At 53.5% G+C, this 25,275-nt stretch carries 19 protein-coding genes; 12 read left to right on the top strand and 7 right to left on the bottom strand.

Annotated elements, in window-relative coordinates; genetic code table 11:
* Nucleotides 1–264: 264 nt before the first annotated feature.
* Nucleotides 265–2,268 carry a bifunctional DedA family/phosphatase PAP2 family protein gene (locus IE076_RS22970; protein WP_189436011.1) on the top strand — a complete coding sequence of 668 codons (2,004 nt, stop codon included), beginning with the start codon at nucleotides 265–267 and terminating at the stop codon, nucleotides 2,266–2,268.
* 9 nt (nucleotides 2,269–2,277) lie between these two features.
* Here the strand turns inward: IE076_RS22970 and IE076_RS06805 are convergent, their stop codons facing one another.
* Nucleotides 2,278–2,598 carry an ArsR/SmtB family transcription factor gene (locus IE076_RS06805; protein ID WP_189436012.1) on the bottom strand — a complete coding sequence of 107 codons (321 nt, stop codon included), beginning with the start codon at nucleotides 2,596–2,598 and terminating at the stop codon, nucleotides 2,278–2,280.
* Between the two features lie 428 nt (nucleotides 2,599–3,026).
* Here IE076_RS06805 and IE076_RS06810 point away from each other — a divergent pair, with 428 nt between their 5' ends.
* From IE076_RS06810 to IE076_RS06820, 3 genes are all read left to right on the top strand, one after another.
* Nucleotides 3,027–4,397, top strand: coding sequence for a DEAD/DEAH box helicase (locus IE076_RS06810; protein ID WP_189436013.1), 1,371 nt, complete (start codon nucleotides 3,027–3,029; stop codon nucleotides 4,395–4,397).
* Nucleotides 4,398–4,409: 12 nt separating this feature from the next.
* Nucleotides 4,410–5,483 (top strand): alpha/beta hydrolase, encoded by a 1,074-nt coding sequence (locus IE076_RS06815; protein WP_209008914.1) that lies wholly within the window; start codon nucleotides 4,410–4,412, stop codon nucleotides 5,481–5,483.
* A gap of 75 nt (nucleotides 5,484–5,558) precedes the next feature.
* Nucleotides 5,559–6,059: an MmcB family DNA repair protein gene (locus tag IE076_RS06820; RefSeq protein WP_189436014.1), complete on the top strand. Its 501-nt coding sequence runs from the start codon at nucleotides 5,559–5,561 to the stop codon at nucleotides 6,057–6,059.
* Here the strand turns inward: IE076_RS06820 and IE076_RS06825 are convergent.
* Nucleotides 5,977–7,005: a prenyltransferase/squalene oxidase repeat-containing protein gene (locus IE076_RS06825; protein ID WP_189436015.1), complete on the bottom strand. Its 1,029-nt coding sequence runs from the start codon at nucleotides 7,003–7,005 to the stop codon at nucleotides 5,977–5,979. The two genes, IE076_RS06820 and IE076_RS06825, sit on opposite strands and share 83 nt — an antisense overlap.
* A gap of 223 nt (nucleotides 7,006–7,228) precedes the next feature.
* On the opposite strand from IE076_RS06825, the gene IE076_RS06830 reads away from it, so the two are divergent.
* Entirely contained in the window at nucleotides 7,229–8,875 is a 1,647-nt protein-coding gene (locus IE076_RS06830) for a GMC family oxidoreductase (RefSeq protein WP_189436016.1), read from the top strand.
* A gap of 63 nt (nucleotides 8,876–8,938) precedes the next feature.
* Here the strand turns inward: IE076_RS06830 and coaBC are convergent, their stop codons facing one another.
* Together coaBC and IE076_RS06840 are read right to left on the bottom strand one after the other, a co-directional pair.
* A complete protein-coding gene (gene coaBC / locus IE076_RS06835) occupies nucleotides 8,939–10,141 on the bottom strand; it encodes a bifunctional phosphopantothenoylcysteine decarboxylase/phosphopantothenate--cysteine ligase CoaBC (RefSeq protein WP_189436017.1) in 1,203 nt (400 codons plus the stop codon).
* 220 nt (nucleotides 10,142–10,361) lie between these two features.
* Entirely contained in the window at nucleotides 10,362–11,594 is a 1,233-nt protein-coding gene (locus IE076_RS06840; protein WP_189436018.1) for a penicillin-binding protein activator, read from the bottom strand.
* A gap of 260 nt (nucleotides 11,595–11,854) precedes the next feature.
* Here IE076_RS06840 and rsmI point away from each other — a divergent pair, with 260 nt between their 5' ends.
* The 7 genes from rsmI (at nucleotide 11,855) to IE076_RS06875 (ending at nucleotide 22,194) form a co-directional block, all read left to right on the top strand.
* Nucleotides 11,855–12,775, top strand: coding sequence for a 16S rRNA (cytidine(1402)-2'-O)-methyltransferase (gene rsmI, locus IE076_RS06845; protein WP_189436019.1), 921 nt, complete (start codon nucleotides 11,855–11,857; stop codon nucleotides 12,773–12,775).
* Nucleotides 12,741–13,148: a YraN family protein gene (locus IE076_RS06850; protein ID WP_189436020.1), complete on the top strand. Its 408-nt coding sequence runs from the start codon at nucleotides 12,741–12,743 to the stop codon at nucleotides 13,146–13,148. The genes rsmI and IE076_RS06850 overlap by 35 nt, the downstream gene beginning before the upstream one ends.
* 116 nt (nucleotides 13,149–13,264) lie before the next feature.
* Nucleotides 13,265–14,239: a glutathione synthase gene (gshB, locus tag IE076_RS06855; protein ID WP_189436021.1), complete on the top strand. Its 975-nt coding sequence runs from the start codon at nucleotides 13,265–13,267 to the stop codon at nucleotides 14,237–14,239.
* A gap of 193 nt (nucleotides 14,240–14,432) precedes the next feature.
* The gene (locus IE076_RS06860; protein ID WP_189436022.1) at nucleotides 14,433–15,959 is read left to right on the top strand and encodes a YifB family Mg chelatase-like AAA ATPase; all 1,527 of its coding nucleotides are present in this window, start codon (nucleotides 14,433–14,435) and stop codon (nucleotides 15,957–15,959) included.
* A gap of 64 nt (nucleotides 15,960–16,023) precedes the next feature.
* A complete protein-coding gene (locus IE076_RS06865) occupies nucleotides 16,024–18,273 on the top strand; it encodes a response regulator (RefSeq protein ID WP_209008915.1) in 2,250 nt (749 codons plus the stop codon).
* Nucleotides 18,274–18,631: 358 nt separating this feature from the next.
* A complete protein-coding gene (olsB, locus tag IE076_RS06870) occupies nucleotides 18,632–19,474 on the top strand; it encodes a l-ornithine N(alpha)-acyltransferase (protein WP_244649624.1) in 843 nt (280 codons plus the stop codon).
* A 674-nt stretch (nucleotides 19,475–20,148) separates the two neighbouring features.
* Nucleotides 20,149–22,194: a transglycosylase domain-containing protein gene (locus IE076_RS06875; RefSeq protein WP_189436023.1), complete on the top strand. Its 2,046-nt coding sequence runs from the start codon at nucleotides 20,149–20,151 to the stop codon at nucleotides 22,192–22,194.
* Between the two features lie 9 nt (nucleotides 22,195–22,203).
* Here IE076_RS06875 and IE076_RS06880 read toward each other — a convergent pair whose 3' ends face one another.
* From IE076_RS06880 to phaZ, 3 genes are all read right to left on the bottom strand, one after another.
* Nucleotides 22,204–22,947 carry a M48 family metallopeptidase gene (locus IE076_RS06880; RefSeq protein ID WP_189436024.1) on the bottom strand — a complete coding sequence of 248 codons (744 nt, stop codon included), beginning with the start codon at nucleotides 22,945–22,947 and terminating at the stop codon, nucleotides 22,204–22,206.
* Nucleotides 22,948–23,131: 184 nt separating this feature from the next.
* On the bottom strand, nucleotides 23,132–23,545 hold the full coding sequence (locus IE076_RS06885) for a DUF2852 domain-containing protein (protein ID WP_189436025.1): 414 nt from the start codon (nucleotides 23,543–23,545) through the stop codon (nucleotides 23,132–23,134).
* A 108-nt stretch (nucleotides 23,546–23,653) separates the two neighbouring features.
* Entirely contained in the window at nucleotides 23,654–25,213 is a 1,560-nt protein-coding gene (gene phaZ / locus IE076_RS06890; protein WP_280514292.1) for a polyhydroxyalkanoate depolymerase, read from the bottom strand.
* Nucleotides 25,214–25,275 lie beyond the last annotated feature (62 nt).

Here is a 25,275-nt window from a genome sequence, read left to right on the forward strand (position 1 = left end):
GCAAGAATAGCCATATCGTATTGTTGCTTAAAGAGCTAAACGATGTTTTTCGCCACCAGATTGGATCTGTGGTTCTTAATAGTGGGACTATTATGCTTTTTAAGAGGTTTTGGACTTGTCATTTCGCTTTTAAAGCGCCAGATGCGTGCATATAAAATGTAAATAAATGCAGACCATATTTTGGTCACCTTAACACGATGTATACCTTTCAGGTGATCACCCCAACGATCTTAAGTGCCTTCAGAAAGAGCTAGAGACTTTTCAGTGAACGTTGACTTCGTCACCACATTCCTCAACCAAATTGTTGATTTCATTGCAGCAAATCCAGCTTTTGCTGGTCTGATCTGCTTTATCGTCGCAATGGGCGAAGCACTTTTTCTGATCGGACTGGTGTTTCCCAGCACGGTTGTTCTTGTGGGGGCGGGAACGCTCATTGGCCTTGGTGAGCTACCCTTTCTGAGTATCTTCTTATGGACGACTGCAGGCGCTGTCACAGGCGACGCATTTTCCTATTGGTTTGGTTACTTTTTCAAGGACAAGGTGCGGACCATCTGGCCGCTAAGCAAGTATCCCGACTGGCTGAAACGGGGTGAAGATTATTTTGCCCAACACGGTGGGAAGAGCATCTTTATTGGCAGATTTGTACCGGGTGTGAAGTCTGTGGTACCGGGTATTGCCGGTATGGCGGACATGAGTTTTGGCCGCTTTACCTTCTTCAACGTGACATCGGCGTTTGCCTGGGCCGCCCTTCATTTGATCCCCGGCGTTATGGCGGGTTCTGCTTTGTTTGCTATTGGTGAAATTAATACGCGTTTGGCAATTATTATTGGCGGCTTGCTGCTGGTTCTTTTGATTGCGATCGCACTGATCCGTTGGGTGATCATGTTTATTCTGCCAATCGTTGGTGGATCGCATCAGGCAACCGTCAACTGGTTTGCGCGGCGACCTGGCCGATTGAGCCAATGGATTGCGCGGACATATGACCCGGAGAACCCACGCAGTGTGGGGATGCTGGTATCAGCGTTCTTTTTGCTTATCACCATCCCCGGCTTTATCTGGTTTAGCGGGGCAGTGGCGCTCGGCATGCCGATGGCGCGTGCTGACCTTGCGATCAGCAACTTCTTTCAGATTGCCCGGACGCCGATTATCGACAAGATCATGGTCATGATCACCATGATGGGGGATGGTCCCGTCAGCGGCACAGTTATCGTTGCGGTCGGTCTCTATCTTTTTGGGCGTAAAGCCTGGCGGCGCGGGACAGGCTTCGTCATCGCGATTGTTAGCTCCTCCGTCTTTGTGCTGATCACCAAGGCTTTGATTGGCCGGCAACGGCCAATGGAGCTTGTTGTTGACTCAGGTACGCTCTCGTTCCCTTCAGGTCACGCAACCATCAACACGGTTCTGATCGGGGTCGTTGCGGTTCTCGTGGCTCATGAAAGATCACGCCTGAGCAAGACGATCATCTATTCCGTTGCCGCAACCGCCGCAATCTTGATTGGGTTCTCACGGGTTTATCTCGGCGCACACTGGCTTTCAGATGTGCTGGCGGGCTTGCTGTTCGGCTCAGGAACTGTGTTCTTCTTCTCGTTTGTCTTCGGACATATCCATAACGAGAAAGTCGGCCGCACCGCGTTGGCGCTCATCGCAATCTGCGTCATGGCGCTGGCGTCTTTCTGGCATATCAGCAACAACTATTCGCGTGCTGCGGAGACCTACCAGCCGCGCAGCGAGAACGTTGTTCTGCAGAAGTCCAGCTGGCGTCTTCAGGACTGGCGATTGCTACCTGCAAAGCGCATCGCCATTACCGGTGATCTGGAAGAACCGATTGCGCTGCAGTGGTCTGGCACACCAGAGCAACTGGAGCAGGAACTCACCGCGCTTGGCTGGCAGAGAGCCCCCGAATGGTCTCTGCCGACTGCGACGGGCTATCTGCAAGGCGAAACCCCGGCGGCCGATCTGCCTCCGGTCCCTCACACAAACGAAGGTTTTCTGCCTGTCCTGACGATGATTTACGAGAGTGATCAGGACCACAGGCAGGTGTTCTGGCTTTGGGAAACCCGCTTCAAGCTCTCCGATGCAAGCGGAGCAATTTCAGACTTGTATGTTGGTGGTGTGCTAGACGAAGAAACTGTGCGGCTGTTTGGCGAGTTTTCGGGCCTGAAGTCTGAGGATGAAATTCCGTTAGACCTTCAGGCATTCCTGAGACTACCGAATGCAACAGAAAAAATCAGGTGGGATGGCAGCTCGGTGGTGATAGCGGGGCCTTAACGGGCCCTGTTATGCTTCATTTTCCTGAGGCGCGCAGTAAAGACCGTAGAGCGTTTGCAGAACGGATTCGACTTCAACACTTGCGAGAGTGTAGTAGATTGTCTGAGCGCTGCGGCGGGTAGAAACCAGATTGCTGGCGCGCATCTTAGCAAGGTGTTGTGACAGTGCCGACTGGCTTAGATTCACGGCTTCGGCAAGTTCACCTACAGTACATTCGCTCTGGACCAGTCGACATAGCACCATCAGGCGCTTGGGGTGCGCCATGTTAGCAAGAAGCCGGGCAGCTTCCTCAGCGTTTTCTTCTAAGTCTTCAAAATTTACATCAATCAAAGCTCGAACCCTAGTCTTCAATGTTATTAGCAGCAGGCCATTTATAGGATGAGGGCCGTAGAAGCGGCTTCTTTATTCTTGATATCCATACATAAAGAAGTACATGAAACATGCAAGTAGCTGCACTACGCTAACCCGAATTGTCGCCCTTTTCTTGCCGGTACAACCGGAATATTTTGCTGTCCTACAATAATTCTAGCATAATGTGGCGGGTCTATGTTAATAGCCCGATCAAACCGAGCCGCAGAGACTTTTCCGGCAGAAAAATCCAAGGCTGCTTGCCTCTGGACTGGATCACTCAAACTGGTTTTGGTTTATGCGTAGCCCTATCCGAAAACCGGCCTCCTCTTTTTGGGGATACGCTATGTACCCGCAATGAAATCAGCAGAACCGGTTTCGGATACTCTGCTCATTTGAGAGATCACTGTTTGACCGACTTCGACAAACTTGGTGTTGCAAAACCATTTCAGATCGCGCTGAAAGCTAAAGGCTACAGCGAGCCAACACCCATTCAGGAAAATGCCATTCCGTCTATTCTGGAAGGGAAGGACCTGCTTGGCCTTGCCCAGACAGGAACGGGTAAAACCGCAGCTTTCGCAGTGCCGCTGCTTCAGCGCTTGCTTGAGAGCCGGTTTCGCGCTGCCCCAAAGAGCGTGCGTAGCCTTATTCTGACGCCCACCCGCGAGCTGGCGGATCAGATTACCAAGAACATCAAGGCCTATTCAGGCCGTACCAAGATGTACACCAGCTGTGTTGTTGGAGGCGTTCCGTTTCCTCCGCAGTTCCGCGCTTTGCAGCGTGGTCTGGATGTACTGGTAGCAACGCCGGGGCGTTTGCTTGACCTGCACCGCAAGAACGGTGTCAGCTTTGATGAACTGGAAATCTTCGTTCTGGATGAAGCAGATCAGATGCTGGACATGGGCTTTATCGCGGAGCTGGAAGAGATCGCTTATTTGCTGCCGAAAAAGCGTCAGACTTTGCTTTTCTCCGCAACGATGCCTGCCGAAATTCGTGAGCTTGCTGATCGCTTTTTGATCGACCCTGTTGAGGTGAGCACTGCACCACCGGCAACGACGGTTGAGACTGTTACTCAAAAGATTGCCCATCTTGAAAGTGACGCCAAGTACCCGTTGCTCAAAGAGCTGCTGGCCAGCGATGAGTGCGAACGGGCGCTGGTGTTTACGCTCACAAAGAAGGGAAGTGCGCGACTTGCTGCGCGGTTGAACGCAGAGGACGTGCCGGCGGAAGCCATTCACGGCGACATGTCTCAGGCAGAGCGCCAAAAGACGCTGGACAAGTTTAAGCGGGGGCAACTGAAAACCCTTGTGGCGACGGATGTGGCAGCCCGCGGAATTGATGTTTCGGACATCTCTCACGTGGTCAACTTCGATATGCCGAATGCGACCGAGAACTACGTGCACCGCATTGGCCGTACAGCACGCGCGGGTAAAAGCGGAACGGCGATTACGTTCTGTTTGCCGGAAGACCGCGGTATGCTGCGAGCGGTACAAAAGCTGATTGGCAAGAAGATCGCGGAGATGGATGGGTACACCTTCTTCCCGTCTGATCGTGAGCCCAAGAGTGCGCGCAGCAATGCGCAAGTGGCAGGCAAGAAGCAGAAGTTTGGCGGACAGCGCAAAGGCCCCGGTGGCGGAAAGTTTGCGCAAAAGCCAAAAGGCAAATCTGCTGCAAAGCCGGGTAAGCAAGCACCGCCACGCCGGTCACCAAGCAAACCATCGCAGGAGGCTTCTACGCCTGAAGGTGGCAACGCTGGTTATCTCAAGCGCAAGAAGCCTTAAGCGCTCTACGCAATGTCGGATTATGCGACATTTCAGCAGGTAAGCGCACGCGGATTGGAGGTGAAATTCCAATCCGGTGGCCACAGCGGCGTGCTTGTGGTGGTTTTCTCTCAGGTGCGGATACCCTCGGGCAAATTTGGGCTTGAGCGGCTATTTGCAAAAACGCAGCACGCCTGTGTCTTTGTGAATGATACCCGCTCACAATGGTACCTGAATGGGGAAGGCACCATTGACCGGGCCATTGATGAGGCGGTTGCGCGGGAGAAGCCAGAGCGGATTATCTATTACGGGGCCTCCATGGGGGCTTATGGCGCCCTGATCACCGGTCTTCGGCGTCAGGACGGCGAGATTTTCGCGTTTTCTCCAGAGTTGGGGCTGGGTACGGCTGGCACGCAGAGTGCGGCTTATCTTGAGGTTGCTGCTCCTGATCAGGCAGAGCTGCTAGCGCTTTTGTCAGGAAGCTTGCGGCATCCCGTTCATCTCTTCTTCGGGCTGTTCGATTGGGTCGATACGAGTGGCTACCTCGCTGTGCGCACGCTGCCATCTTGCGATAATAGAAAGTGCTATGGGGTTGCAGGACCCCATGCGCTGCATGATCAGCTTTACTCCCTCAATATTGTCCGCCAGCTGATCAAGACCTTTCAGCGCGATGCGTCAAAGCTGCTTGCTGATCGACACCTTTTGGCAGCGCCAAGCGTTGAGGATTGCGAGGCCTTTGTTCAGCTTGGCGTGACGCTGGCAGGTGGCGAAACCATACAGTTCACCAATGAGCCGAGGTTGGTCAGTGACAATCCAGGATATGCGCTATTGAAGGCCGAGCATCTGGCTTTGCAGGGAAGGCCGTTGGAGGGGGCTCAGTTGCTTCAAGACTGGCATCATATCTTGCAGAACGATGCAGTGATGCGGACGACGCCGAAGCGCTGGCGTAAGAGCTTTCTTGTTCGGGCGAGCGAACTGTATCTCAGCTCTTCGAACCGTAGGAAAGCGCGTGAAGCACTCATAGAATGCGCGAGGCATTTTCCGATTGACGAGCGAATGATGCAGCTTGCGGCGCAGCTGGAGTTGGATGTGCCTGCAACTCCATGAGAGTCTGATCCAATCTCTGATTGAATTTGTCTGGTAGCTTGTTAAGATCACAAGGAACAAAGTGGGAACGATTTCATGGATTTTGTGAAAGGGTCAAATCGCGTTCAACTTGATGATCCACTTGTTGATGGCCGTCAGTCTGAGCGTGCGCTGAAGATACAGCGGGGGGTGCAGCGGTATCTGCGTGTGCTGGGTCTTACGAGCCTGCCGGAAGTGACGCTGGCCTCGGGGCGGCGGGCTGATCTTGTGGTTCTTGGCAAAAAATCAGAGATTTGGATCATCGAGATCAAGTCCTCTATTGAAGACTTCAAAGCAGACAACAAGTGGCATGAGTACCGCGATTATTGCGACCGCCTGTTCTTCGCAACCAGCCCGGATGTGCCGCAAGACATTTTTCCGGAAGAGACTGGATTTATTCTGGCAGATGACTACATGGCCGAAATCATTCGTGAAGCGCCAGAGCACAAGCTGTCCGCGGCCACCCGCAAGGCAGTTATTTTGCGGTTTGCGCAGGCTGCGGCGAACCGTCTGCATGATCTGACGGATCCGAATCAGAGAAACTTGCGGCGGGGGTAACCTCTTTCTCTGCATTCGAAAAGTGCTTAAGCACGCGCAAAATCAACAGGGTGTTCCAGCGGCTTGCTCCATGGCCAGTTTCAAAATCAAGAATGGCCTGACCCGGAATCTTTGCCATACGGGGCCAGCGCCCATCGGCTCTTTGAAGGCTGCTTAGCTCTTTCAACGCGCCATCCATGGAAGCGTCATGGTCTTGATTTGCTGCGCGGAAATGATCCAGACCACGCAGGATGTTGTAGTACCATCTTGTCGGGTAGGGCAGCTTGAGGAAGCTGGGGTGGATGACTTGGCCTGTTCTTTCGGACCGAAAGAACCTGTGCCGCCTTATGAAGGCGCGAGCAGCTTCTGCGATCACCTGTAACTCAGACCTCCGATACTGATAGGCATTTTCTTCCAATCGCTGCAAGGCCTCAAGAACCGAGATCGTTGAATGAAGGGATGAGGACCTGCATCCTGATCGATTGACCTGACAATTGAAGCCTCCGTCTGAAATTTGATGTGCGATCAGGAAATCAATGAAGGTTTTTAAATGATCCTCCGGAAGTCCGAAATAGCAGGCAACGTTCAAAAATACGGCTGTTATGCAGGTATCGCTCTTTTTCTCGTCAGGTAGAACTCCCAGACCACCATCATGGGCAATGTTCTGTCTGGCTATCTTCTGCACGAGCTGCTGAATACCCGCTTGATCACTGGGGAATGACATGTTGACGAGGTCCAGCAGCACGTAGTGTGTGCAAGCCCACTTGGGGGTGTAGTAGCTATCTCCCCAGCCTCCATTGGCGTTTCTGGCGTTAAGCAAAGCCTTACCCCAACCCGACTTGGGGATCTCCTGCTGTAAGTCAGGGCGGTCTTCCTCCAAAAGGTCCCGCGCCGTCTGATAGGCAATGGAAGGGTCTCCTGACATCAGCCAGTCAATTGTGCCCGCTTGCTCACTCTCGCCATACATGATGTCCCCGCAGCGACCTTGGCTCTCTTGTTGATACAATAGTCGGATATAAGTGTAGATACTTACATCTTAAGGATACATCCCGCAGGGTTCTTCGGCAATCCAACCACAGCTTACCAGAGCTAAGCAATCCCGAAGTTCGCCCTTTGGCGGACCTCTCCCACATTTCTATTTCCGTTTAGGGAAGTTCCGAGTAACATCTGCCAACCTGGGAGGGGATATTATGGACTTTGATTATGTAATTGTTGGGGGTGGCTCAGCAGGTTCTGTGCTTGCGGCACGACTTTCGGAAGACCCGTCTATTTCCGTTTGCCTGCTTGAAGCAGGGGGCGAAGGCAAGTCGATACTTGTGCGCGCTCCGTTGGGCATTTCAGTTATGGTCTCCGGAAAACCCTTCCCCATCAACAACTGGGCGTTTAATTCTGTTCCACAGACCGAACTAAACAACCGCACAACGTACCACCCACGCGGCAAGGCTCTGGGCGGTTCCAGTGCTATCAACGCACAGCTCTATGTTCGCGGCCAGAAAGAGGACTATGACGGCTGGGTCGAAAAAGGCGCAGACGGTTGGTCGTTTGACGAGGTGCTGCCCTACTTCAAGAAGTCAGAGAGCAATCAGCGCGGCGAAAGCGAACTGCACGGGGCATCCGGTCCTTTGCAGGTTTCGGAGCAACGCTCACCAGCTCCAATCACCCACGCCTTTATTGCAGCGGCTGAAGGGCGTCAAATCAAGCGCAACAATGATTTTAACGGCGATGATCAGGAAGGGGTCGGGCTTTATCAGGTCACCCAGTTCCATCAGGAAGATAAGAAAGGCGAGCGCTGTTCAGCTGCGGCAGCCTACCTGCATCCGATCATGGACCGGCCTAACCTAACCATTTTGACCCACGCGCATACCACACGAGTGCTGTTTGAGGGTAAAAAAGCGGTTGGTGTGGAGTATAAACGCAAGCGCAAGCTTGAGACCGTGAACGCCAAACGCGAAGTAATTCTGTCTGCAGGCGCTTTCCAGTCTCCTCAGCTGCTGATGCTCTCTGGAGTTGGACCTGCGGATGAACTGGCGAAACACAATATTCCGGTACTGCATGACCTGCCAGGCGTTGGAAAGAACCTACAGGACCATCTGGATTACACACTAAGCTACCGCTCCAACAAACCAGATATGCTGGGGTTGGGGCTAAAGCCTGGTATCCAGCTGCTCAAAGAGGTCATGAAGTGGCGTAAAGACGGGTCTGGCAGGATCGCATCTCCAGCGGGAGAGGGCGGCGCTTTTCTAAAGACCAGCCCGGATCTAGATCGCCCGGATATCCAGCTTCATCTTGTTATCTCCATTGTCGATCAACACGGACAGAAGCTTTATAGAGGGTATGGATATGGTTGCCATATCTGCGTCCTGAGGCCAAAATCAACCGGCGAAGTGGGGCTCAACTCAGCCAACCCAATGGACGCGCCGCGCATTGATCCGAACTATCTTTCAGACCCTGACGATATGGATGTGATGGTCAAGGGCATCCGCATGACCCGAGAGATTATGGAGGGGCCTGAACTTTCTGAGTATCGCGAGGACATGCTTTATGAGATCGGCCATGACGAAGAAAGCATCAAACAAGCGGTGCGGGAACGGGCAGAGACGATCTACCACCCAATCGGGACCTGCAAGATGGGCAAGGATGCCATGTCGGTGGTTGGGTCAGATCTCAAGGTACATGGGATGGAAGGCTTGCGCGTCATTGATGCCTCTGTGATGCCTTCACTGATCTCAGGCAACACCAATGCGCCAACCATCATGATTGCCGAAAAAGCTTCGGATATGATCCTTGAGAAACCGCTTTTGAGCGCAGAGCGCGCGAGTGAACAGGTTTCTTCTTAAGACACAAGAAAGGCCGGTACACAGATACCGGCCTTTTTTAAAATGGATCTGCGCTGCAGGCCTTTATGAAAGCGCTGCGATCTTCTCAACGAGTTGGCGGGCAACTTCGTCCTTACCCATTTTTGGCCAGTCTTCAACGCCGTCATGGGTTACAAGACGCACGGTGTTGTTGTCACCGCCCATCACGTTGTTCTCGGGGCTAACGTCATTTGCCACAATCAGGTCAGCGCCTTTACGCTCTAGCTTGCCGCGTGCATTGTTGATCAGGTCATTCGTTTCGGCAGCAAAACCAACGACCAATTTCGGTCGTTTCTCCTGCAGATGGCCAATGGTTCTCAGGATATCCGGGTTTTCGACAAGGTGCAGCGCCGGTGGTTGGCCGCTGCCGTCCTTTTTGATTTTCTGGTCGCTATCCTGCGCCACACGCCAATCTGCAACGGCGGCGGCCATGATTGCGATGTCCGCCGGGAGCGCACATTGGACGGCTGCCAGCATGGCATTTGCAGATTCAACGCGGATCGTCTGCACACCCTTTGGATTTTCGAGGGTCGTTGGGCCCGAAACGAGGGTAACGTGCGCACCCGCTTCAGCTGCTGCCTCGGCGATGGCATAGCCCTGTTTGCCGGAGGATCGATTGGCGATGTAGCGCACTGGATCTATGGGCTCATGGGTTGGGCCCGCAGTAATGACAATGCGTTTACCCTTCAAGGGCTGTGCCTTTGGGGCAAAGAGATCTTCGATCGCGGCCACAATTTCGAGCGGCTCAGACATGCGGCCAAAGCCAGCTTCACCCTTTTCCGCCATTTCACCTGCATTTGGACCGACAAAGTTGAGACCGTCTGCTTTCAGTTGCGCCACATTGCGCTGGGTGGCCGGATGACTCCACATTTTAGAGTTCATGGCAGGGGCAACGAGGACAGGCTTGTCGTTTGCCAGCAGCACGCAGGAGGCCAGATCATCCGCCAGCCCATGCGCCATCTTTGCCATGATGTTTGCGGTAGCCGGCGCAACGACAACCAAGTCAGCTTCGCGGGAGAGGCGTATATGGCCAACATCGTGCTCGGCCTCTCTGTCAAACAACTCGGTGAAGACCGTATCGCCAGTGATTGCACCGACAGCAAGAGGCGTGATGAACTGGGAGCCACCCTTGGTGAGCACGGCACGGACTTTGGCACCACGTTCCTGAAGGCGGCGGATCAGATCCAGCGATTTGTAGGAGGCAATTCCGCCTGTGATGATGAGAAGGATGCGCTTGTCTGAAAGCATATTAAAACCACCTTTTGCGCGGGCTTCATTCTAATCAGGCCCAGCAACTCATTTCCTGAGGTATTACTAGCCGTTTTCCCTTCAAATTTCATTAGTTTCCTAAAGGCCTTTCGTCCCATTGGGTAAATCGTTGGGATGAGGCCAGATTCCATCGTTGACGTGAGCAATAAAAAAGCCCCGCTCTTTTGAGCGAGGCTTGCAACATCAGATGTTCCAGATCTTAGAACCGACCGGAGAAGGTGGTTGGCGCTGGAGCGATTGGTTCTGCGGTACCTTTTCCGGTGACGGCGTAGACAGCAAGCCCGCGGTCATTCTGACCATCGCGGCGGAAGCGGAAGATGCCGTCAATGCCGAGGAAACCATCGCGGTTGGTCATCACACGTTCAGAAAAACGGTCCGGCCCGGCAGAACGTACCAGCCCGGCGGCGAGAATGGTTGCATCATACGCCAGTGAAGCATTACGCGGTGGCTGAGAGCCGTAGGTTTCGCGGTAACGAGCGGCGAGGCGCTCAAAGCTCTGGTCGTCCGGTCCCGGGAACCAGCTGCCGACCATCACAGGGGACTGCAGGATATCCGGCGTGTTCCACTGACCGCTGCCGATCATTTTCACTTCGCCGAGGCTTGCGCCCATTTCCGTCATCACCTGCATCACAAACGGAGGCACACCGCCGCCTTCCGGCACAAACAGGGTGTCGACCTGAGAAATAGAGCGGCTCAAGCTGGTGACGCGAGCGCGGATGTCTTCCGCATTGCCGGGAATGTATCGCTCAATCGAAATGATCCGGCCATTTTTTTGCCCAACGGCCTGACGGAATGCAGCTTCAGCAATCGTGCCGTAGGCATTGTTTGGCAGCAAAGCTGAGTAGGAACGGCGCTCCTGCTCAGCGGCGTAAGAAACGATGCGGTTGACATCAGAGACTGGCAGATAGCTGAGTAGGTAGGTGCCGGGCTTGGCCACATTGGTATCAGAGGAGAACGCAACAATTGGAACGCCAGCGCGCCGAGCAACAGCAGATGCTCCCTTTACGGCTGGGGCGAAGACCGGGCCAATCAAAAGCTCTGCGCCTTCATTGACTGCCTGCTGGGCAGCCAAGCTTGCACCTTCCGCTGTGCCGCCGGTGTCCTTCACCAGAAGCTGAATGTCAGCACCCTGAAAGTCTTCCAGAGCGAGCCTGGCAGAATTTTCAAAAAGGTTCGCAACTGAAACTGCGGACTGACCCTCGCCAGAATAGGGCAGCAACAGACCAACACGTACAGAGCCGTTGCCAATGGTCCGGCCGGCAACCTGCCCCTGCTGGGTGTCAGGGTTCAAATTTGGCTGTAAAGGCGACCTTACTGATGAGTAGTTAGGCGAATTAACACAGCCAGCCAGCAAAACCGAGAGGCCGAGTGTAGCCCCTGTCAAAAGTTTGCGGAAACTCATTCCACGAAGTGTGGCTGATCCTATGCTCATGGATGCCCCGTCTATTCCGAAGGCCGTTTCATCAACCCCTCGCATTGCAAGGGCTGAAATCCGGCAATTTACATTTAGTTTCTTTTATTTCTACAGAACCGCCGCCGTTAATACAGCCTTAACCCGAGGCGGGCATCGATTTTTTTAAGGATTCTGTCAAAAACTCCCCGTGGTAATTAGTCATTTTGCGGTTTCTTCGTTAGATGTGCACTCTCTACTGTGCAAAACTTGCTCCGTTTTGGAGCTGTCACGAGGCCATCATGGATCATTCCGAAGCTGCATCTGAGCGCAAATACTACATAGGCGAGCACTCGCTGACGGCTAAACGGATTGAGCCGGGGTTGCACATCGTTTCGACCCCAATCGGAAATTTGCAGGACATCACCATCAGAGCGCTGGAAACCCTCGCAGCCTGCGATCTGATCGCCTGTGAAGATACCCGCGTGACAGGGGTTTTGTTGCAGCGGTATGGTATTCGCACCCAGATGATGACTTACCACGAGCACAACGCCCAACGGCAGCTCCCCAAGATTTTGGAGGCGCTGGGGGCTGGACGGTCCGTTGCTCTGGTCTCCGATGCAGGGACGCCGCTCATTTCTGATCCCGGCTTTCGGTTGGTGGGCGATGTGGTGGAGCAGGGCCACAAGGTGGTGCCAATTCCAGGAGCCTCGGCCATGTTGAGTGGTCTGGTCGGCGCTGGTTTACCATCAGATACCATTTTGTTTGCTGGTTTCCTGCCCAATAAGACCCACGGCAGAAAGAAGCGCCTTGAAGAGCTGAAGGACATTCCGGCCACTCTGGTGTTTTATGAGAGCCCGCACAGGGTGGGCGCCTCACTGGCGGACATGACTGAAATTCTCGGTAAGCGACAGGCCGCAGTAGCACGTGAGTTGACCAAGCGGTTTGAGACTTTTCAGCGGGGCACCCTTGCAGAACTGAGTGATTTCTTCTCGGGGGATCGCCCGAAGGGAGAAATTGTTATTCTTGTCTCACCACCTGAAGAACAGGAACTGACTGAGGTTGATACAGACGCATTGTTGCTGGAGGCATTGAAGGACATGCCCGTGAGTGCAGCAGCCAAGAAAGTCTCCAAAGCAACCGGGGTGGATCGAAAGACGATTTACACCCGTGCGATGGAGCTGAAAAATGCAAGACCCGCAGAAGACCCGGAAAGCGACTGAGAGCAATCTTCTCAAAAAGCAGGCGGCCTATCGTAAAGGGCTTCAGGCGGAGTTGAAGGCTGAGATACTGCTGCGCAAGGCCGGTTGGCAGATTCTTGAACGGCGCTACAAAACCAAACAGGGTGAGATCGATCTCATCGCCGAGCAGGACCAGACCATCGTGTTTGTGGAGGTGAAAGCGCGGCGCGGTGTGGATGATGGGCTCTATGCAATCACCCAACGCTCTCAGCGACGGATTGCAAATGCAGCGCGGGAATGGGTTTCTCTCCATAATGATCTGGTCGGAAAAACTCTTAGGTTTGATGCGGTTATTCTGCCCAAAAGTGGGGAAGCCCAGCATTTTCCTAATCTTTTTGAAGCTGAAATTTTGTAGGAACAAATATTTTATCGCAAAAATGTAGACAAATTGGTTTCTGGCCCACATATCTGCGGCTAACATCCATTTCATTTACATGGGTTTTTACCCCTGCGTTATTTTAGGAGTGCCTCATGCCCCAAGCAGCTTCTTCTGGTGCCAAGCAGCCGCTTAAAGTCGCCGTTCAGATGGACCATATCTCCACCATCAACATTGCAGGCGACAGTGCTTTTGCCCTGATGCTGGAAGCGCAGGCTCGTGGTTATGAGCTTTACCACTATACTCCTGAGCGTCTTGCGCTGTGGGGTGAAAAGGTGATGTGCCGCGTCGAACCGGTTACCGTGCGCGACGAAGCTGGCAATCACTTCAGCTTTGGCGAGCCACAGCGCGTTGATATGTCCGACATGGACGTTGTTCTGATGCGTCAGGACCCGCCGTTCGATCTGGCCTACATTGCTGCGACCCACATTCTCGAAAAGCTCGCCGAGACGACACTTGTGGTGAACAATCCTGTCTCCGTGCGCAATGCGCCTGAGAAACTGTTCGTGACCCAGTTTGCGGACCTGATGCCACCAACACTGATCACCCATGATCGTGAAGAGATCGACGCGTTCAGGGATGTTCATGGCGATATCGTCATGAAGCCACTGTTTGGGCACGGCGGTGCCGCTGTGTTCCGCGTGACTAAGGATGATCTGAACTATGGTTCCCTTTACGACTTCTTCTCTGTCACATTCCGCGAGCCCTGGGTTATTCAGAAGTTCCTGCCGAATGTGAAGCACGGCGACAAGCGTATCTTGCTGGTGGACGGTGAGTTTGCCGGTGCAGTGAACCGCGTGCCTGCTGAGGGCGACTTGCGCTCCAACATGGTGCGTGGCGGTTCGCCGAAAGACAGTGATCTGACAGAGCGTGAAAGAGAGATTTGCGCGCGCCTTAAGCCAGCGCTGAAAGAGCAGGGGCTCATTCTCGTTGGCATTGATGTGATTGACGGTAGTCTCACTGAAATCAACGTGACTGCGCCAACCGGTATTCGAGCGATCCAAAAGCTGGGCGGGCCAGATGTGGCCGCCATGGTGTGGGATGTGCTTGAGAAGAAGCTGGAAAGCTAAAAGAAATTCAAGGCTCTGTTGTTCGGCAGGGCCTTTTCTTTTTCGCATCGCCTGTTTGGCGCCAGCCTAGATAAACCGGAGAGGGCTTCTTACGGGAGCTTTCGTATTTCTGAGTATTCAAGGCTTGTGTGTTTCCTGTTCGTTCCTGCTTAATTGCTGCAATGATGATTAATTGTGGCTGCAGGAGTGTCTTGTGTTCGCTCGCATCTCTACCGTTTCCTTTCAGGGTGTCGACGCTGCAAATGTTGATGTGCAGGTCCAGATCAGCCCCGGTTCCGTTTATTTCACTCTTGTGGGTTTGCCGGACAAAGCAATTGCCGAGAGCAAGGAACGGGTCCGCTCTGCACTCATCGCCTCCGGGCTGGCACTGCCCGCCAAGCGTGTCACGGTTAATCTGGCCCCGGCTGATCTGCCCAAGGAAGGATCGCATTATGACCTTCCGATTGCGCTTGGGCTTCTGGTGGCGATGGGAGCCCTGCCAGCAGAAGCTGTGGAGGGCTTTCTGGTTTTGGGCGAACTCTCACTGGACGGCAGCATCTCTCATGTAAACGGAGCATTGCCAGCAGCGATTGCGGCTGTTGCAAACCAGAAGGGGCTAATTTGTCCGGCAAGCTGCGGTTCTGAGGCGGCGTGGGCAGATGAGAACCTGAAGATCATTGCGGCTAGCTCTCTCGTTCAGCTCTATCGTGCTTTGAAGGGCGACATCACACTTTCCGATCCAAAGCCACGTAGCTCGCCCTTGGCGGCAAGTTCTTTGGACCTTGCAGATATTCGCGGGCAGGAGACAGCGAAAAGGGCGCTGGAAATTGCGGCTGCCGGATCTCATAATTTACTGATGATTGGGCCACCTGGTTCAGGAAAGACCTTGCTTGCCAGCCGGTTGCCTTCGTTGTTGCCCCCCCTTTCCGCGCGCGAACTGCTGGAAGTGTCGATGGTCGCGTCGATCTCCGGCGAACTGGAGGACGGAGCATTGAGCGACCAGCGACCATTCCGGGCGCCGCACCATTCTGCCTCTATGGCCTCCCTTGTTGGCGGCGGGGTCAAAGCCAAGCCGGGAGAGGTTTCTCTCGCGCATAACGGGGTGTTGTTTCTGGATGAACTGCCTGAGTTTGATAGCTCCGTGCTGGATAGCTTGCGCCAACCCATTGAGAACGGTGTTGCCACGATTGTGAGGGCAAATTACCGCGTCAGCTATCCTTCCAAGGTGCAGGTGGTCGCTGCGATGAACCCGTGCCGCTGCGGCTATGCTGGTGAGCCAGGGCATACCTGCCGGAGAGGGGAGCGATGCGCCAGTTCCTATCAATCTCGGGTTTCAGGGCCGTTTCTTGACCGTATGGATTTGCAACTTCATGTGCCGGCGGTTTCAGCCAAAGACTTAATCAGCCCCCACAACTCTGAAAACTCTGAGAGTGTAGCGCGACGTGTGGCACGAGCGCGGGCCATTCAGCAGGAGCGATATGCAGCCATGGGGCTTGATATTATGGTCAACGCCCACGCCAGTGCGCGGGTTATTGAGCAGATTGTAGCGCTCGACCGTGGAAGCCTGGAGCTTATTGAGCAGGCCTCCATACAGTTTGGCCTTTCAGCACGCGGCTACCACCGTGTTCTGAAGCTGTCCCGAACGATCGCAGATATGGACGGATCTGAGAGTGTTCAGCGCATCCATTTGGCGGAGGCGCTCAGTTTCAAGCGCTCTTCTACCTATATGGCTGCCGCCTAACCTGTTATATATTACAATTAGAATCTTATTGATTTTTCGGAAGCATTCGGGCGGAGCAAAAATAGTGCTGAAGCGGAGACTGAAAACTGAGGAGAGCACCCATGTGGTTACTCAGGCACGTGTGTCTCTGATCAAGCAAGGCGAAATCACCGAGAAGTCGTCTGGTGTGTTCAAGGTTCTATCTATCTTTGTTGGCCTCGCATGCTTACTTCTGGCTTCGATGCTCACGGATTGGCGGTCGATACAAAGCCTTTATGGTGTCATGCTTGCGTTTGGGGCAGGGGCTGTTCTGTTTCGCCGTTTTCCGGCGAGCGATATCATCGCGCAAAATTGGAAAGCCGCCCAGATCGGTAGTGAGGTTGAGCAGCTTGAAGACCCTTCCGAGTTAGCAAGCGACACGGACTGGCAGTTGCGTGAAGCGGATGACCGGCACCGCACCATTCTGGATGCACTGGGTGCGATTGTAATCCGTTGTGACAGTGATGGGATGGTGCTTTCCGTCAATGATGCGGGAAAGCGCAATTTTCCTACCGGATTTGGCATCGAGGTTGGGCGAGACATTCATCTGCCTTATGCGGAAGACTTTACGCCGGATCTGGAGGAAAGTGCTGTTGGAGCAACGGAAGATGTTGCTCTGAGTACGAAACACGGGACACGTTGGTATTCCCTGCTGCGGCTGAGCATTCGCGATGGCAGCGGTGGTGCTCCCATCATCCAGTGGATCCTTACCGACGTGACCGACCGGCGGCATGCAGAGCAAAAGTTGCGCGAAGATCGTGATCTTGCTGCGAATGCCAGTGAAGCGAAGTCCCGATTCCTCGCTATGGTCAGCCATGAAATCCGGACCCCGCTGAACGGCATGTTGGGCATGGCGGATTTACTGGATGACACCGTAACAACCGCAGAACAGCAAAACTACATCAGCGCGATCAAAACCTCCGGCACCACTCTTCTCATGCTCATTGATGAAGTGCTTGACTATTCCAAGATCGAGGCTGGCAAGCTGGTGTTGGAGACAGGCGTGGTCGAGCTGGTTCCTCTGGTGGAGCGCGTTGTGGAATTGCTATCGCCCAAAGCGCACGCGAAAGGGCTTCAGATCGGCTCCTTTATTGATCCAGCCGTACCGCAGACCATTCAAAGTGATCCAGCACGGCTACAGCAGATCCTGTACAACCTAGTTGGCAACGCGATCAAGTTTACTGAGCAAGGTGGCGTTTCCCTAATCCTTGAGGTTTCACAGGATGCCACAGGGCGCCCACGACTGGAGTTTGCAGTTAAAGATACTGGTCCTGGAATGGATGGGGTCACCACAGCGCGCATTTTCCGTGAGTTTGAACAGGGCGAATATGGCCGCGACCGCAAGTTTGACGGAGCTGGTTTGGGGCTGGCGATCTCAAAACGGCTGGCTGAACTTATGGGTTGCGCGCTCACGGTCCAGAGCCAATTGGGCCGCGGCTCAACCTTCCTCCTTGAGATGTCTGTTGATCGGGTTTCATCGGCTCATTGTGAAGAAAAGCCCGATCGCATTGCGATCCTGACCAGCAATCATATTGAAGCAAGCCTTATCGAAAAGACACTTGTCAGCAGTGGATTTGTAGATACGAACGTACTGGCAGCAGAGCAGCTGGAGAAAACTCTTCAAGAAACACGATTTGACCGTCTACTTGTTGGCGAAGAATATGTTGAACGCATTCGCAGTTTGTATGGACAGAACTCTGAGGATGTTCCCGAGATCTTTGTCTTTATCAAACCTCAGGAACGCGCTCGGATCGCCGATATCAAAGCGGGTGAGTTTTCGGGATATCTGACCCGTCCGGTCCGCCGTGCCTCTCTACTTCGTGTGATCTCGCCTGCTTCAGCACAGACTGAAGGAGCCGGGAAATTGGATACAGAAGCAACGGATCAGAGTGTACCCACTGAACGGCGAGCGCAGGGCTCAGAGCTGAATATTCTTGTGGCGGAAGACAACCCAATTAACTGGATGCTGGTGAGGGCGCTGCTGAATAAACTTGGCCATAAATCAGAGCTGGCGGAGGATGGGCATCAGGCGGTTTCGCTTAGTTCAAGTGGCGCATTTGATGTGGTTCTCATGGATTTACATATGCCGGGTCTGGATGGCCTTGAAGCCATCTCGAAAATTAGAGGCGCAGGAGAAGAAAACACCTCCCGTGTACCAATTTATGTTGTTTCAGCGGATGTTATGCCCGATGCAAAAGAAGAAGCACTCAAGGCCGGTGCCGACGGCTTCTTAAGCAAACCCTTGAAAAAACGGGATCTCGAGACTGTCCTAAAGCGCTATGTTAAGGGAAATTAGGTACAATTGCCCTGTGCAATACCAAAGAGCCGTTGTTATATTCAGGTTAAGCTAGATGACAGCATTATTTTCGCAGATGTGAGCACCATTAAACCTATCAATTTGGCGTTATGTCATTCAACTGTCCTAAAGCAGACCTATATTTTCTAGGGTGACTATCCAAAATTGACATGAGTGACTCGATTGGTGCACATTTAGAAAAGCGTGCTCATTCTTGCAATGTATCTGAAACACCTAAGCAAAATGAGATAATAACAATATGGCTGGGTCTGGACTTCTTTCTCCGATGAAAATCGTAAGAAAAATGACACCGAATAAATTGGCAGAGCGATCTGTCCCACGATGGATTCCGCAAGCAATGCTTGGAAAAACATCGGAGGCAGGGCAGAGTCTTGGCAAGATCGGCCCCCTTGAGGTTCGCTTGGCCAACAGTGTCAAAGAACTCAGGCTGGCTCAGCGTTTGCGCTACGAAGTGTTTTACGAAGAGATGTCTGCTGTTGCCGATGCGCAAACGCAGCTCACCCGTCTTGATCGTGACCGGTACGATGAACTTTGTGACCATTTGTTGGTTCTTGACCACAACAGTCAGGTTCGCAATAAGCCGTTCTCCAAACTCAAGCCTCAGATTGTAGGTACGTATCGCGTACTGCGTCAGGAAATTGCTGATCAGCATGGCGGTTTCTATACGAGCGGCGAGTTTGATATTCAAAGTCTTCTGGATCGCCATAGTGATCTGAACTTCATGGAACTGGGGCGCTCCTGTGTTCTGGAGCCATACCGTACCAAAAAGACCATCGAGCTGCTTTGGCACGGGATCTGGTCTTATGTTCTGATGCATAATGTTGATGTGATGTTCGGCTGCGCCTCGATCGAAGGGACTGACCCTGATGAGCTCGCAGAACAACTTTCCTTCCTACACCACTTTGCCTCAGCTCCGGAAGAATGGCAGGTTTCAGCTCTCGCTGATCAGTATGTGGACATGAACCGCCTTCCTAAGGATAAGGTTGACTATCGAGCAGCTTTGCGGTCTCTGCCACCGCTGCTTAAAGGCTATTTGCGTTTGGGCGCATTTTTTGGCAATGGCGCGGTCATCGACCATCAGTTTGGAACCACTGACGTTTTGATTATCATGCCAGTATCCAAGCTGAACCCCAGCTATGTGAGCCACTATGGTGAGGATGCCAGCCGGTATTCCAGCTAATCATTGAGCACTCTGTTAACGTGGAATTTAAAGGGCGGGTTTATGCCCTTTTTGGTGCACGCAAACTGACGGGTTTCCAACAGGATCAAACGGCCTCCACACTCACGCGCACGCCCGCACCGGATTGGCTTAACGCTCGATTAAGCATGTTTCTCTAAAATCGTTCGTGTTTTGTATCCAGGTTGCGGCCCTCCTCCCAGGCGGCTCTGTGGCCTGATTTTGTTCAGGCGTGCGCAATCTTAGTTGGCAATATTGTTCGGCAGCTTGAGAAAGTAGCACCGGGGTAGTGTAGGGATATGGCGACAGGCCAAAAAGGAAACGGCAGTAATCGGCGGCCAGTGCGCCCCGGACAACGCCCTTCCGGTAGACCGCCTCAGCCTCCCGGGGGAAATAGCCCTAAACGCCCACCCCAATCCAAACGTCCCCGCTTGCAAGGTGTTGCGCTGCGACCTGATGATAACGAAGACTATATTCGTCGCCCGAGCAAAGCAGCGGCATCCAACACGCAGTCTCAGTCAGGGCAACGTTCTTCAGCACAGCGTTCTTCTACGCAACGCTCAACCGCACAACCCAAAAAGCCGTCGCCTAAGCGGCCGCAGTCTGCTCGGAGCACTCCGAATAGGCCAGTACAGCGCCCAGCAAAGAAACCAACCCGCAGGGCGAAAAAGCAAACGTTGGCGGCACTGGATGCTGCGATCTCCTCCGGCAAACCACAAAGCTCCGGCAAGTTTCGCCATTTCTTATGGAAGTCACTGCGCTTTTCCATGTACTGGAGCGTTGTTCTTGGTATCTGGGGCATTGTCATCGTAGGTGGCATTCTTGCCTACTATGCCGCTCATTTGCCGCCAGCCTCAGAATGGGCTGTCCCGCAGCGGCCGCCTAATGTGCGTATTGTCTCTGCCAACGGAACGCTGATTGCCAATCGTGGTGATACGGGTGGTGAGGCTGTGCGGCTCGAGCAGTTGCCGCACTATCTTCCTGAAGCTGTGATGGCCATTGAGGACAGGCGGTTCAGATATCATTTCGGAATCGATCCAATCGGCCTTGCCCGTGCTGCGCTGACAAACTACACCAGTGGCCGCACCGTACAGGGTGGTTCCACGCTTACACAACAGCTGGCGAAGAACCTGTTCTTGAAGCCAGAACGCACCATGCAGCGCAAGATGAAAGAAGTGGTGATGGCGTTGTGGCTGGAGTGGAACTACAGCAAGGACGAAATCATGGAGATGTACCTGAACCGGGTGTATCTCGGTGCGGGTGCTTATGGTGTTGATGCTGCGTCACGTGTCTATTTTGGGAAGTCAGCGCGCCTCATCAGTCTTGCGGAAGCTGCAACCATTGCAGGTTTGCTGAAAGCGCCGAGTAAATATGCGCCTACACGCAATGCGACGCTTGCGGAAGAGCGGGCGCAGGTGGTGATTGCGGCCATGCATCAGGCCGGTTTTATTTCTGCTGATGATGCCAAGAATGCGCTTATCAGTCCGGCCCATGTGGTCGCAGGCCATAACAGCAGCAGTGGCAACTATGTTGCTGATTATGTGATGGAACTGCTGCCGGGCTTTGTTGGATCTATCCGGGAAGATATTATCGTCGACACCACCATAGATTGGGATATGCAGCAAGCGGCGGCTACGGCGCTGACATCGCGGATTGCAGAATCACGCCGGGAGTTTAACGTCACGCAGGGTGCAGTGGTTACGCTTAATCGCAGTGGAGCCATTCGGGCGCTTGTGGGCGGTGTTGATTATCGCAGAAGCCAGTTCAACCGTGCTGTGTATGCGCGCAGACAACCAGGTTCAGCCTTCAAGCCGTTTGTTTATCTGGCTGCACTGGAGCGAGGTTTGAAGCCTGACAGTGTTCGAAGCGATACACGTGTCACCTACAAAGGCTGGACGCCGAAGAACTACACCAATCGCTATTACGGGGATGTGACGCTAACGCAGGCGCTGGCGTTCTCCATCAATACAGTTGCAGCCAAGCTTGCGCATGAGGTTGGGCCTGCAAATGTGGCGCGGACGGCACGCCGTCTGGGCATTACGTCCGCGCTGAAATCCAATCCTTCCATTGCGCTCGGAACCTCTGAGGTTACGCCGCTGGAAATTGCTGCTGCGTATGTGCCGTTCTCCAATGGTGGGTATGGTGTGATCCCGCACGTGGTTCGGCAAATTCGCAATGAGGAAGGTGAGGTCCTGTACCGCCGTTCTGGTGACGGTACTGGGCGAGTTATTCGCGGTGATAAGTTAAGCGAAATCAATACTATGATGGCGCAGACCATTTATAGTGGCACTGGTAAGCGTGCGCTGTTGGCGGGGCGTCCGGCTGGCGGGAAAACGGGTACGACGCAGGGCTATAAGGACGCGTGGTTCATTGGCTATACAAACTCTCTGACCACGGCTGTCTGGCTTGGGAATGATAACAACAAGCCGATGAAGAAGGTTAGTGGTGGCACCTTGCCCGCGGAGATCTGGGCCTGGACCATGGAGAAAGAGCACCAGAGCATTCCGATTGCCAGATTGCCGGGAGTGCCGATTAATCTTGCCGAAACCTCGCCGTTGGTGAAGCCGGGCACTGCGCCTGTGCCGCGTCAGCCAACCTACATGGCTGTCCCGCAGCAGCTCGAGCCACCGCGTCCTGCTGTTCAGGCAACAACGGCTCCGCCGCCGCAAAACAGCGGCAGCAGTCCGCTGGATCTGCTGGGAAGGCTGTTCGGTGGTGGTTAGCAGTTTACTTTATTCTTGTCCGTAAAGATGAAGTTGAGAGCCGTGCTCTTTTAGCCAGCGTTGGGCGTATTTGGTGTGCGGGGCGAGTTGCTCGCAGATGCGCCAGAACTCAGGTGAGTGGTCGAGCTTGACCAGATGAGCAACTTCATGGGCGGCAACGTATTCCAGAATATCCGGTGGTGCCATCACGAGGCGCCATGAAAAAGAGAGCTTGCCGTCGTGGGAACAGGAACCCCAACGGCTTTTTGTGTCTCGCAAGGTGATGCTGTGGTGAGTACGGCCGAGCTGTTTGGCAAAGTGCTTTACATGGCCTTCGAGGTCTTCTTTTGCCAACTTACGCAGGAAGTCTTTGGTTTTGCGATGGAAGCTCTGGGTTTCGCCAGGTAGTAGCAATAAGGGCTCTTCGGTTTCTTCTTCATGATCCAGCTGGGCCACGCCGCGTAGTTTGCCTGATGAGCGCAAGGTGTGCAGCACGCCTCTGACGGGTATGCGGGCTTCTTCTTCAAACCTGATGGTGTCCGGGCGTGAGCCCAATCTTTCCTTGAGCCATCCAATCTGACGATTGGCGAACTCCTGTGCTGTTTTCAGATTGCCACGGGCCGGGATGGTCAGAACTGGCGTTGGGTCTCCAGGAGGAATTCTTAGGATATAACGCTTGGCTCTGGAGTTTCGTTTCAGGCGGATTTGTAAGGGCCCACGGCCTAAATCCACCTCGATAAACTCCGGCAAAGCCTTTGTCGCAAAGATCCCCATATCACCTCAAAAATTGCACTGGCTGCTTTCGTTATTGCAGAGAAAGGGGCGATTTGAAAGCCAGCCAGTGCGAATTGCGGGTGTGTGTGGATGTGAAGTCTTCTGCGTAGGCCCAAACACGCAAAAGGGTGCCCTGCCAAAAAAGACAGAACACCAGATGCTTGTTATGAATCAGTGAGAGCCATTAGATTGCCTCACCTGCGGAAGTATCGCCGGGACGGTTATGACGATTTCTCATGAAGCGGTCGAATTCTTCCTGATCTTTCGCCCGGCGCAGGTCATTCATGTAGTCATCGAATTCCTGACGCATGCTATCAAGCTTTTTGCGCTCTTCTTCCAAGCGCTTCAGCTCTCTTTCGCGGTAGTCGTCAAAAGCAGCATTACCGCTGCGGGTCGCAGTTTGCATATTGTCCATCGCATTTTTGAAATTGCTACGGTCCCACTGGCACTTAGCTTCACGCTTCCAGCCGTTAAGATTGTCGCCCCACAAGATGTAGGCAAGCATAGCAAGGCCTAGAGGCCAGAAAATTACGAAGCCCAGAACCATAAGTGCAATACTTAGAGGATTCCAGGAAGGTTTTATTGCATTTACATTCATTAAAATCACCCCTTTCTCAAATCAACAGACTTGAGATGGGATGATTTTATTTTTGTTTCAAGAGTTAGAATAAAATTTTATTAGGTGAATGACTGGATTCACTTAGATCTAACTAGAATGCACTGCCCCGTTGAGGCGTCGTGCTTGCTCAACCCAGTTATCACGAACCATGCGACCGCGGATATCCAGACGATCATCCAGAACTGCGGCTTGATCTTCTGTCAGGTTGGCGATTTGCCAGTAGTGGAAGATGCCTGCGCCGTTCAGAGCGCGTTCCAGTTTGGGACCGACACCGCTGATCAGCTGAAGGTCATCAGCAACACCTTCAGGCTCAGCAAGCAGGATTTCACGTAGTGGATCACTTGGCACTTTCCCAGCAGCTCCTGTGCGCGCGCTCTTGGTTGCTGCGCGTTTGGTGCCTTGCTGTGCGCCCAAATGGGTTGGGTTGTCCTTGATGAACTGGACAATGCGCGGTGCGATTTCGGACCGGTACTTTGACCCGTTGAATACGCCGTAGTGGCCAACGCCCGGCTGGATATAGTGCGATCTGCGGTCTGCCGGGATGTTTTCTGCCAGTTTTTGCGCCGCCTTCGTTTGGCCTACGCCGGAGATATCGTCGTTCTCGCCCTCAACGGTGAACAGGGCAGTGCCCGTGATCATCTTGGGGTCGACCATCTTCCCACGGTGCATCATTTCGCCTTTTGGCAGCGAATGTTCGATGAATACGGTCTCAACGGTCTGGAGATAGAACTCAGAGGTCAGATCCATGACGGCGAGGTATTCATCGTAGAAATCACGATGTTTTTCGGCGCTGTCGCCATCGCCTTCAATCAAATGCTGGAAGAAGTCCCGGTGCGCAACCATGTGGCGGTCCAGATTCATGCCCATGAAACCGGAAAGCTGCAGGAAGCCCGGATAAACCTGACGGGTGAAGCCTTTGTGCGGGAAAGGAACGTCCATGATGACGTTGCGCTTAAACCAGCCGATGCCTTTTTCGACGGCCAAATCATTCACGGCGGTTGGCGCTTCGCGGGTGTCAATAGGACCGCCCATCAGCGTCATGGTTGCCGGAGCGCATTGGTCTCCGCTTTCTTCCATCAGGGCAACAGCTGCATAAACAGGAACGGATGGCTGGCACACTGCCAGTACGTGCGTGTCGGGTCCGAGGTGATGCAGCATCTCGGTGATGTAATCGATGTAGTCATCCAGATCAAAGCGACCGTCAGAAACAGGGACCTGACGCGCGTCTTCCCAGTCGGTTATATAGACATCCAGATGTGGCAGTAGGGCTTCAACGGTGCCGCGCAGCAAGGTGGCGTAGTGGCCGGACATGGGCGCAACAATTAGGATCTTGGGATCGGCTTTTCTCTCTTCAGGCAGATCGCGGTCGAAGTGCAGCAGGTCGCAGAAGGGGCTGGACCAAACGACTTCTTCGGTAATATCAACCTCTTCGCCGTCCACGATGGTGGTGTAAAGCTCAAACTCTGGCTTGCCGTAGCGACGGGTCACCCGTTCCCACATTTCGCAGGAGGCTGCAACGGTGCGGCCAATCTGTGTGTGGGTCAGCGGGTTCAGCGGATTTTTGAAGTACAGTCGGGTCATATCCACCGCAGCACGGACAGGGGACATCGCTGCATGGTTCATTTCATACAAATGGTAATACAGCACAGAATGTTACCTCCCTGGACGCTTGCTTCAGCCAACTCTCATTCATGTATTTTTGTTTTGCG

The organism is Pseudovibrio japonicus (genome assembly GCF_014651595.1).
In the GTDB taxonomy this organism is placed as follows: Bacteria; Pseudomonadota; Alphaproteobacteria; order Rhizobiales; family Stappiaceae; genus Pseudovibrio; species Pseudovibrio japonicus.

Excerpts from the sequence above, each read along its gene's own strand:
- IE076_RS06815 (WP_209008914.1), top strand. The coding sequence starts at position 4,410 with ATGTCGGATTATGCGACATTTCAGCAGGTAAGCGCACGCGGATTGGAG.
- IE076_RS06820 (WP_189436014.1), top strand. The coding sequence starts at position 5,559 with ATGGATTTTGTGAAAGGGTCAAATCGCGTTCAACTTGATGATCCACTT.
- IE076_RS06825 (WP_189436015.1), bottom strand. The coding sequence starts at position 7,005 with ATGTATGGCGAGAGTGAGCAAGCGGGCACAATTGACTGGCTGATGTCA.
- IE076_RS06830 (WP_189436016.1), top strand. The coding sequence starts at position 7,229 with ATGGACTTTGATTATGTAATTGTTGGGGGTGGCTCAGCAGGTTCTGTG.
- coaBC (WP_189436017.1), bottom strand. The coding sequence starts at position 10,141 with ATGCTTTCAGACAAGCGCATCCTTCTCATCATCACAGGCGGAATTGCC.
- IE076_RS06840 (WP_189436018.1), bottom strand. The coding sequence starts at position 11,594 with ATGAGCATAGGATCAGCCACACTTCGTGGAATGAGTTTCCGCAAACTT.
- rsmI (WP_189436019.1), top strand. The coding sequence starts at position 11,855 with ATGGATCATTCCGAAGCTGCATCTGAGCGCAAATACTACATAGGCGAG.
- IE076_RS06850 (WP_189436020.1), top strand. The coding sequence starts at position 12,741 with ATGCAAGACCCGCAGAAGACCCGGAAAGCGACTGAGAGCAATCTTCTC.
- gshB (WP_189436021.1), top strand. The coding sequence starts at position 13,265 with ATGCCCCAAGCAGCTTCTTCTGGTGCCAAGCAGCCGCTTAAAGTCGCC.
- olsB (WP_244649624.1), top strand. The coding sequence starts at position 18,632 with ATGCTTGGAAAAACATCGGAGGCAGGGCAGAGTCTTGGCAAGATCGGC.
- IE076_RS06880 (WP_189436024.1), bottom strand. The coding sequence starts at position 22,947 with ATGGGGATCTTTGCGACAAAGGCTTTGCCGGAGTTTATCGAGGTGGAT.
- IE076_RS06885 (WP_189436025.1), bottom strand. The coding sequence starts at position 23,545 with ATGAATGTAAATGCAATAAAACCTTCCTGGAATCCTCTAAGTATTGCA.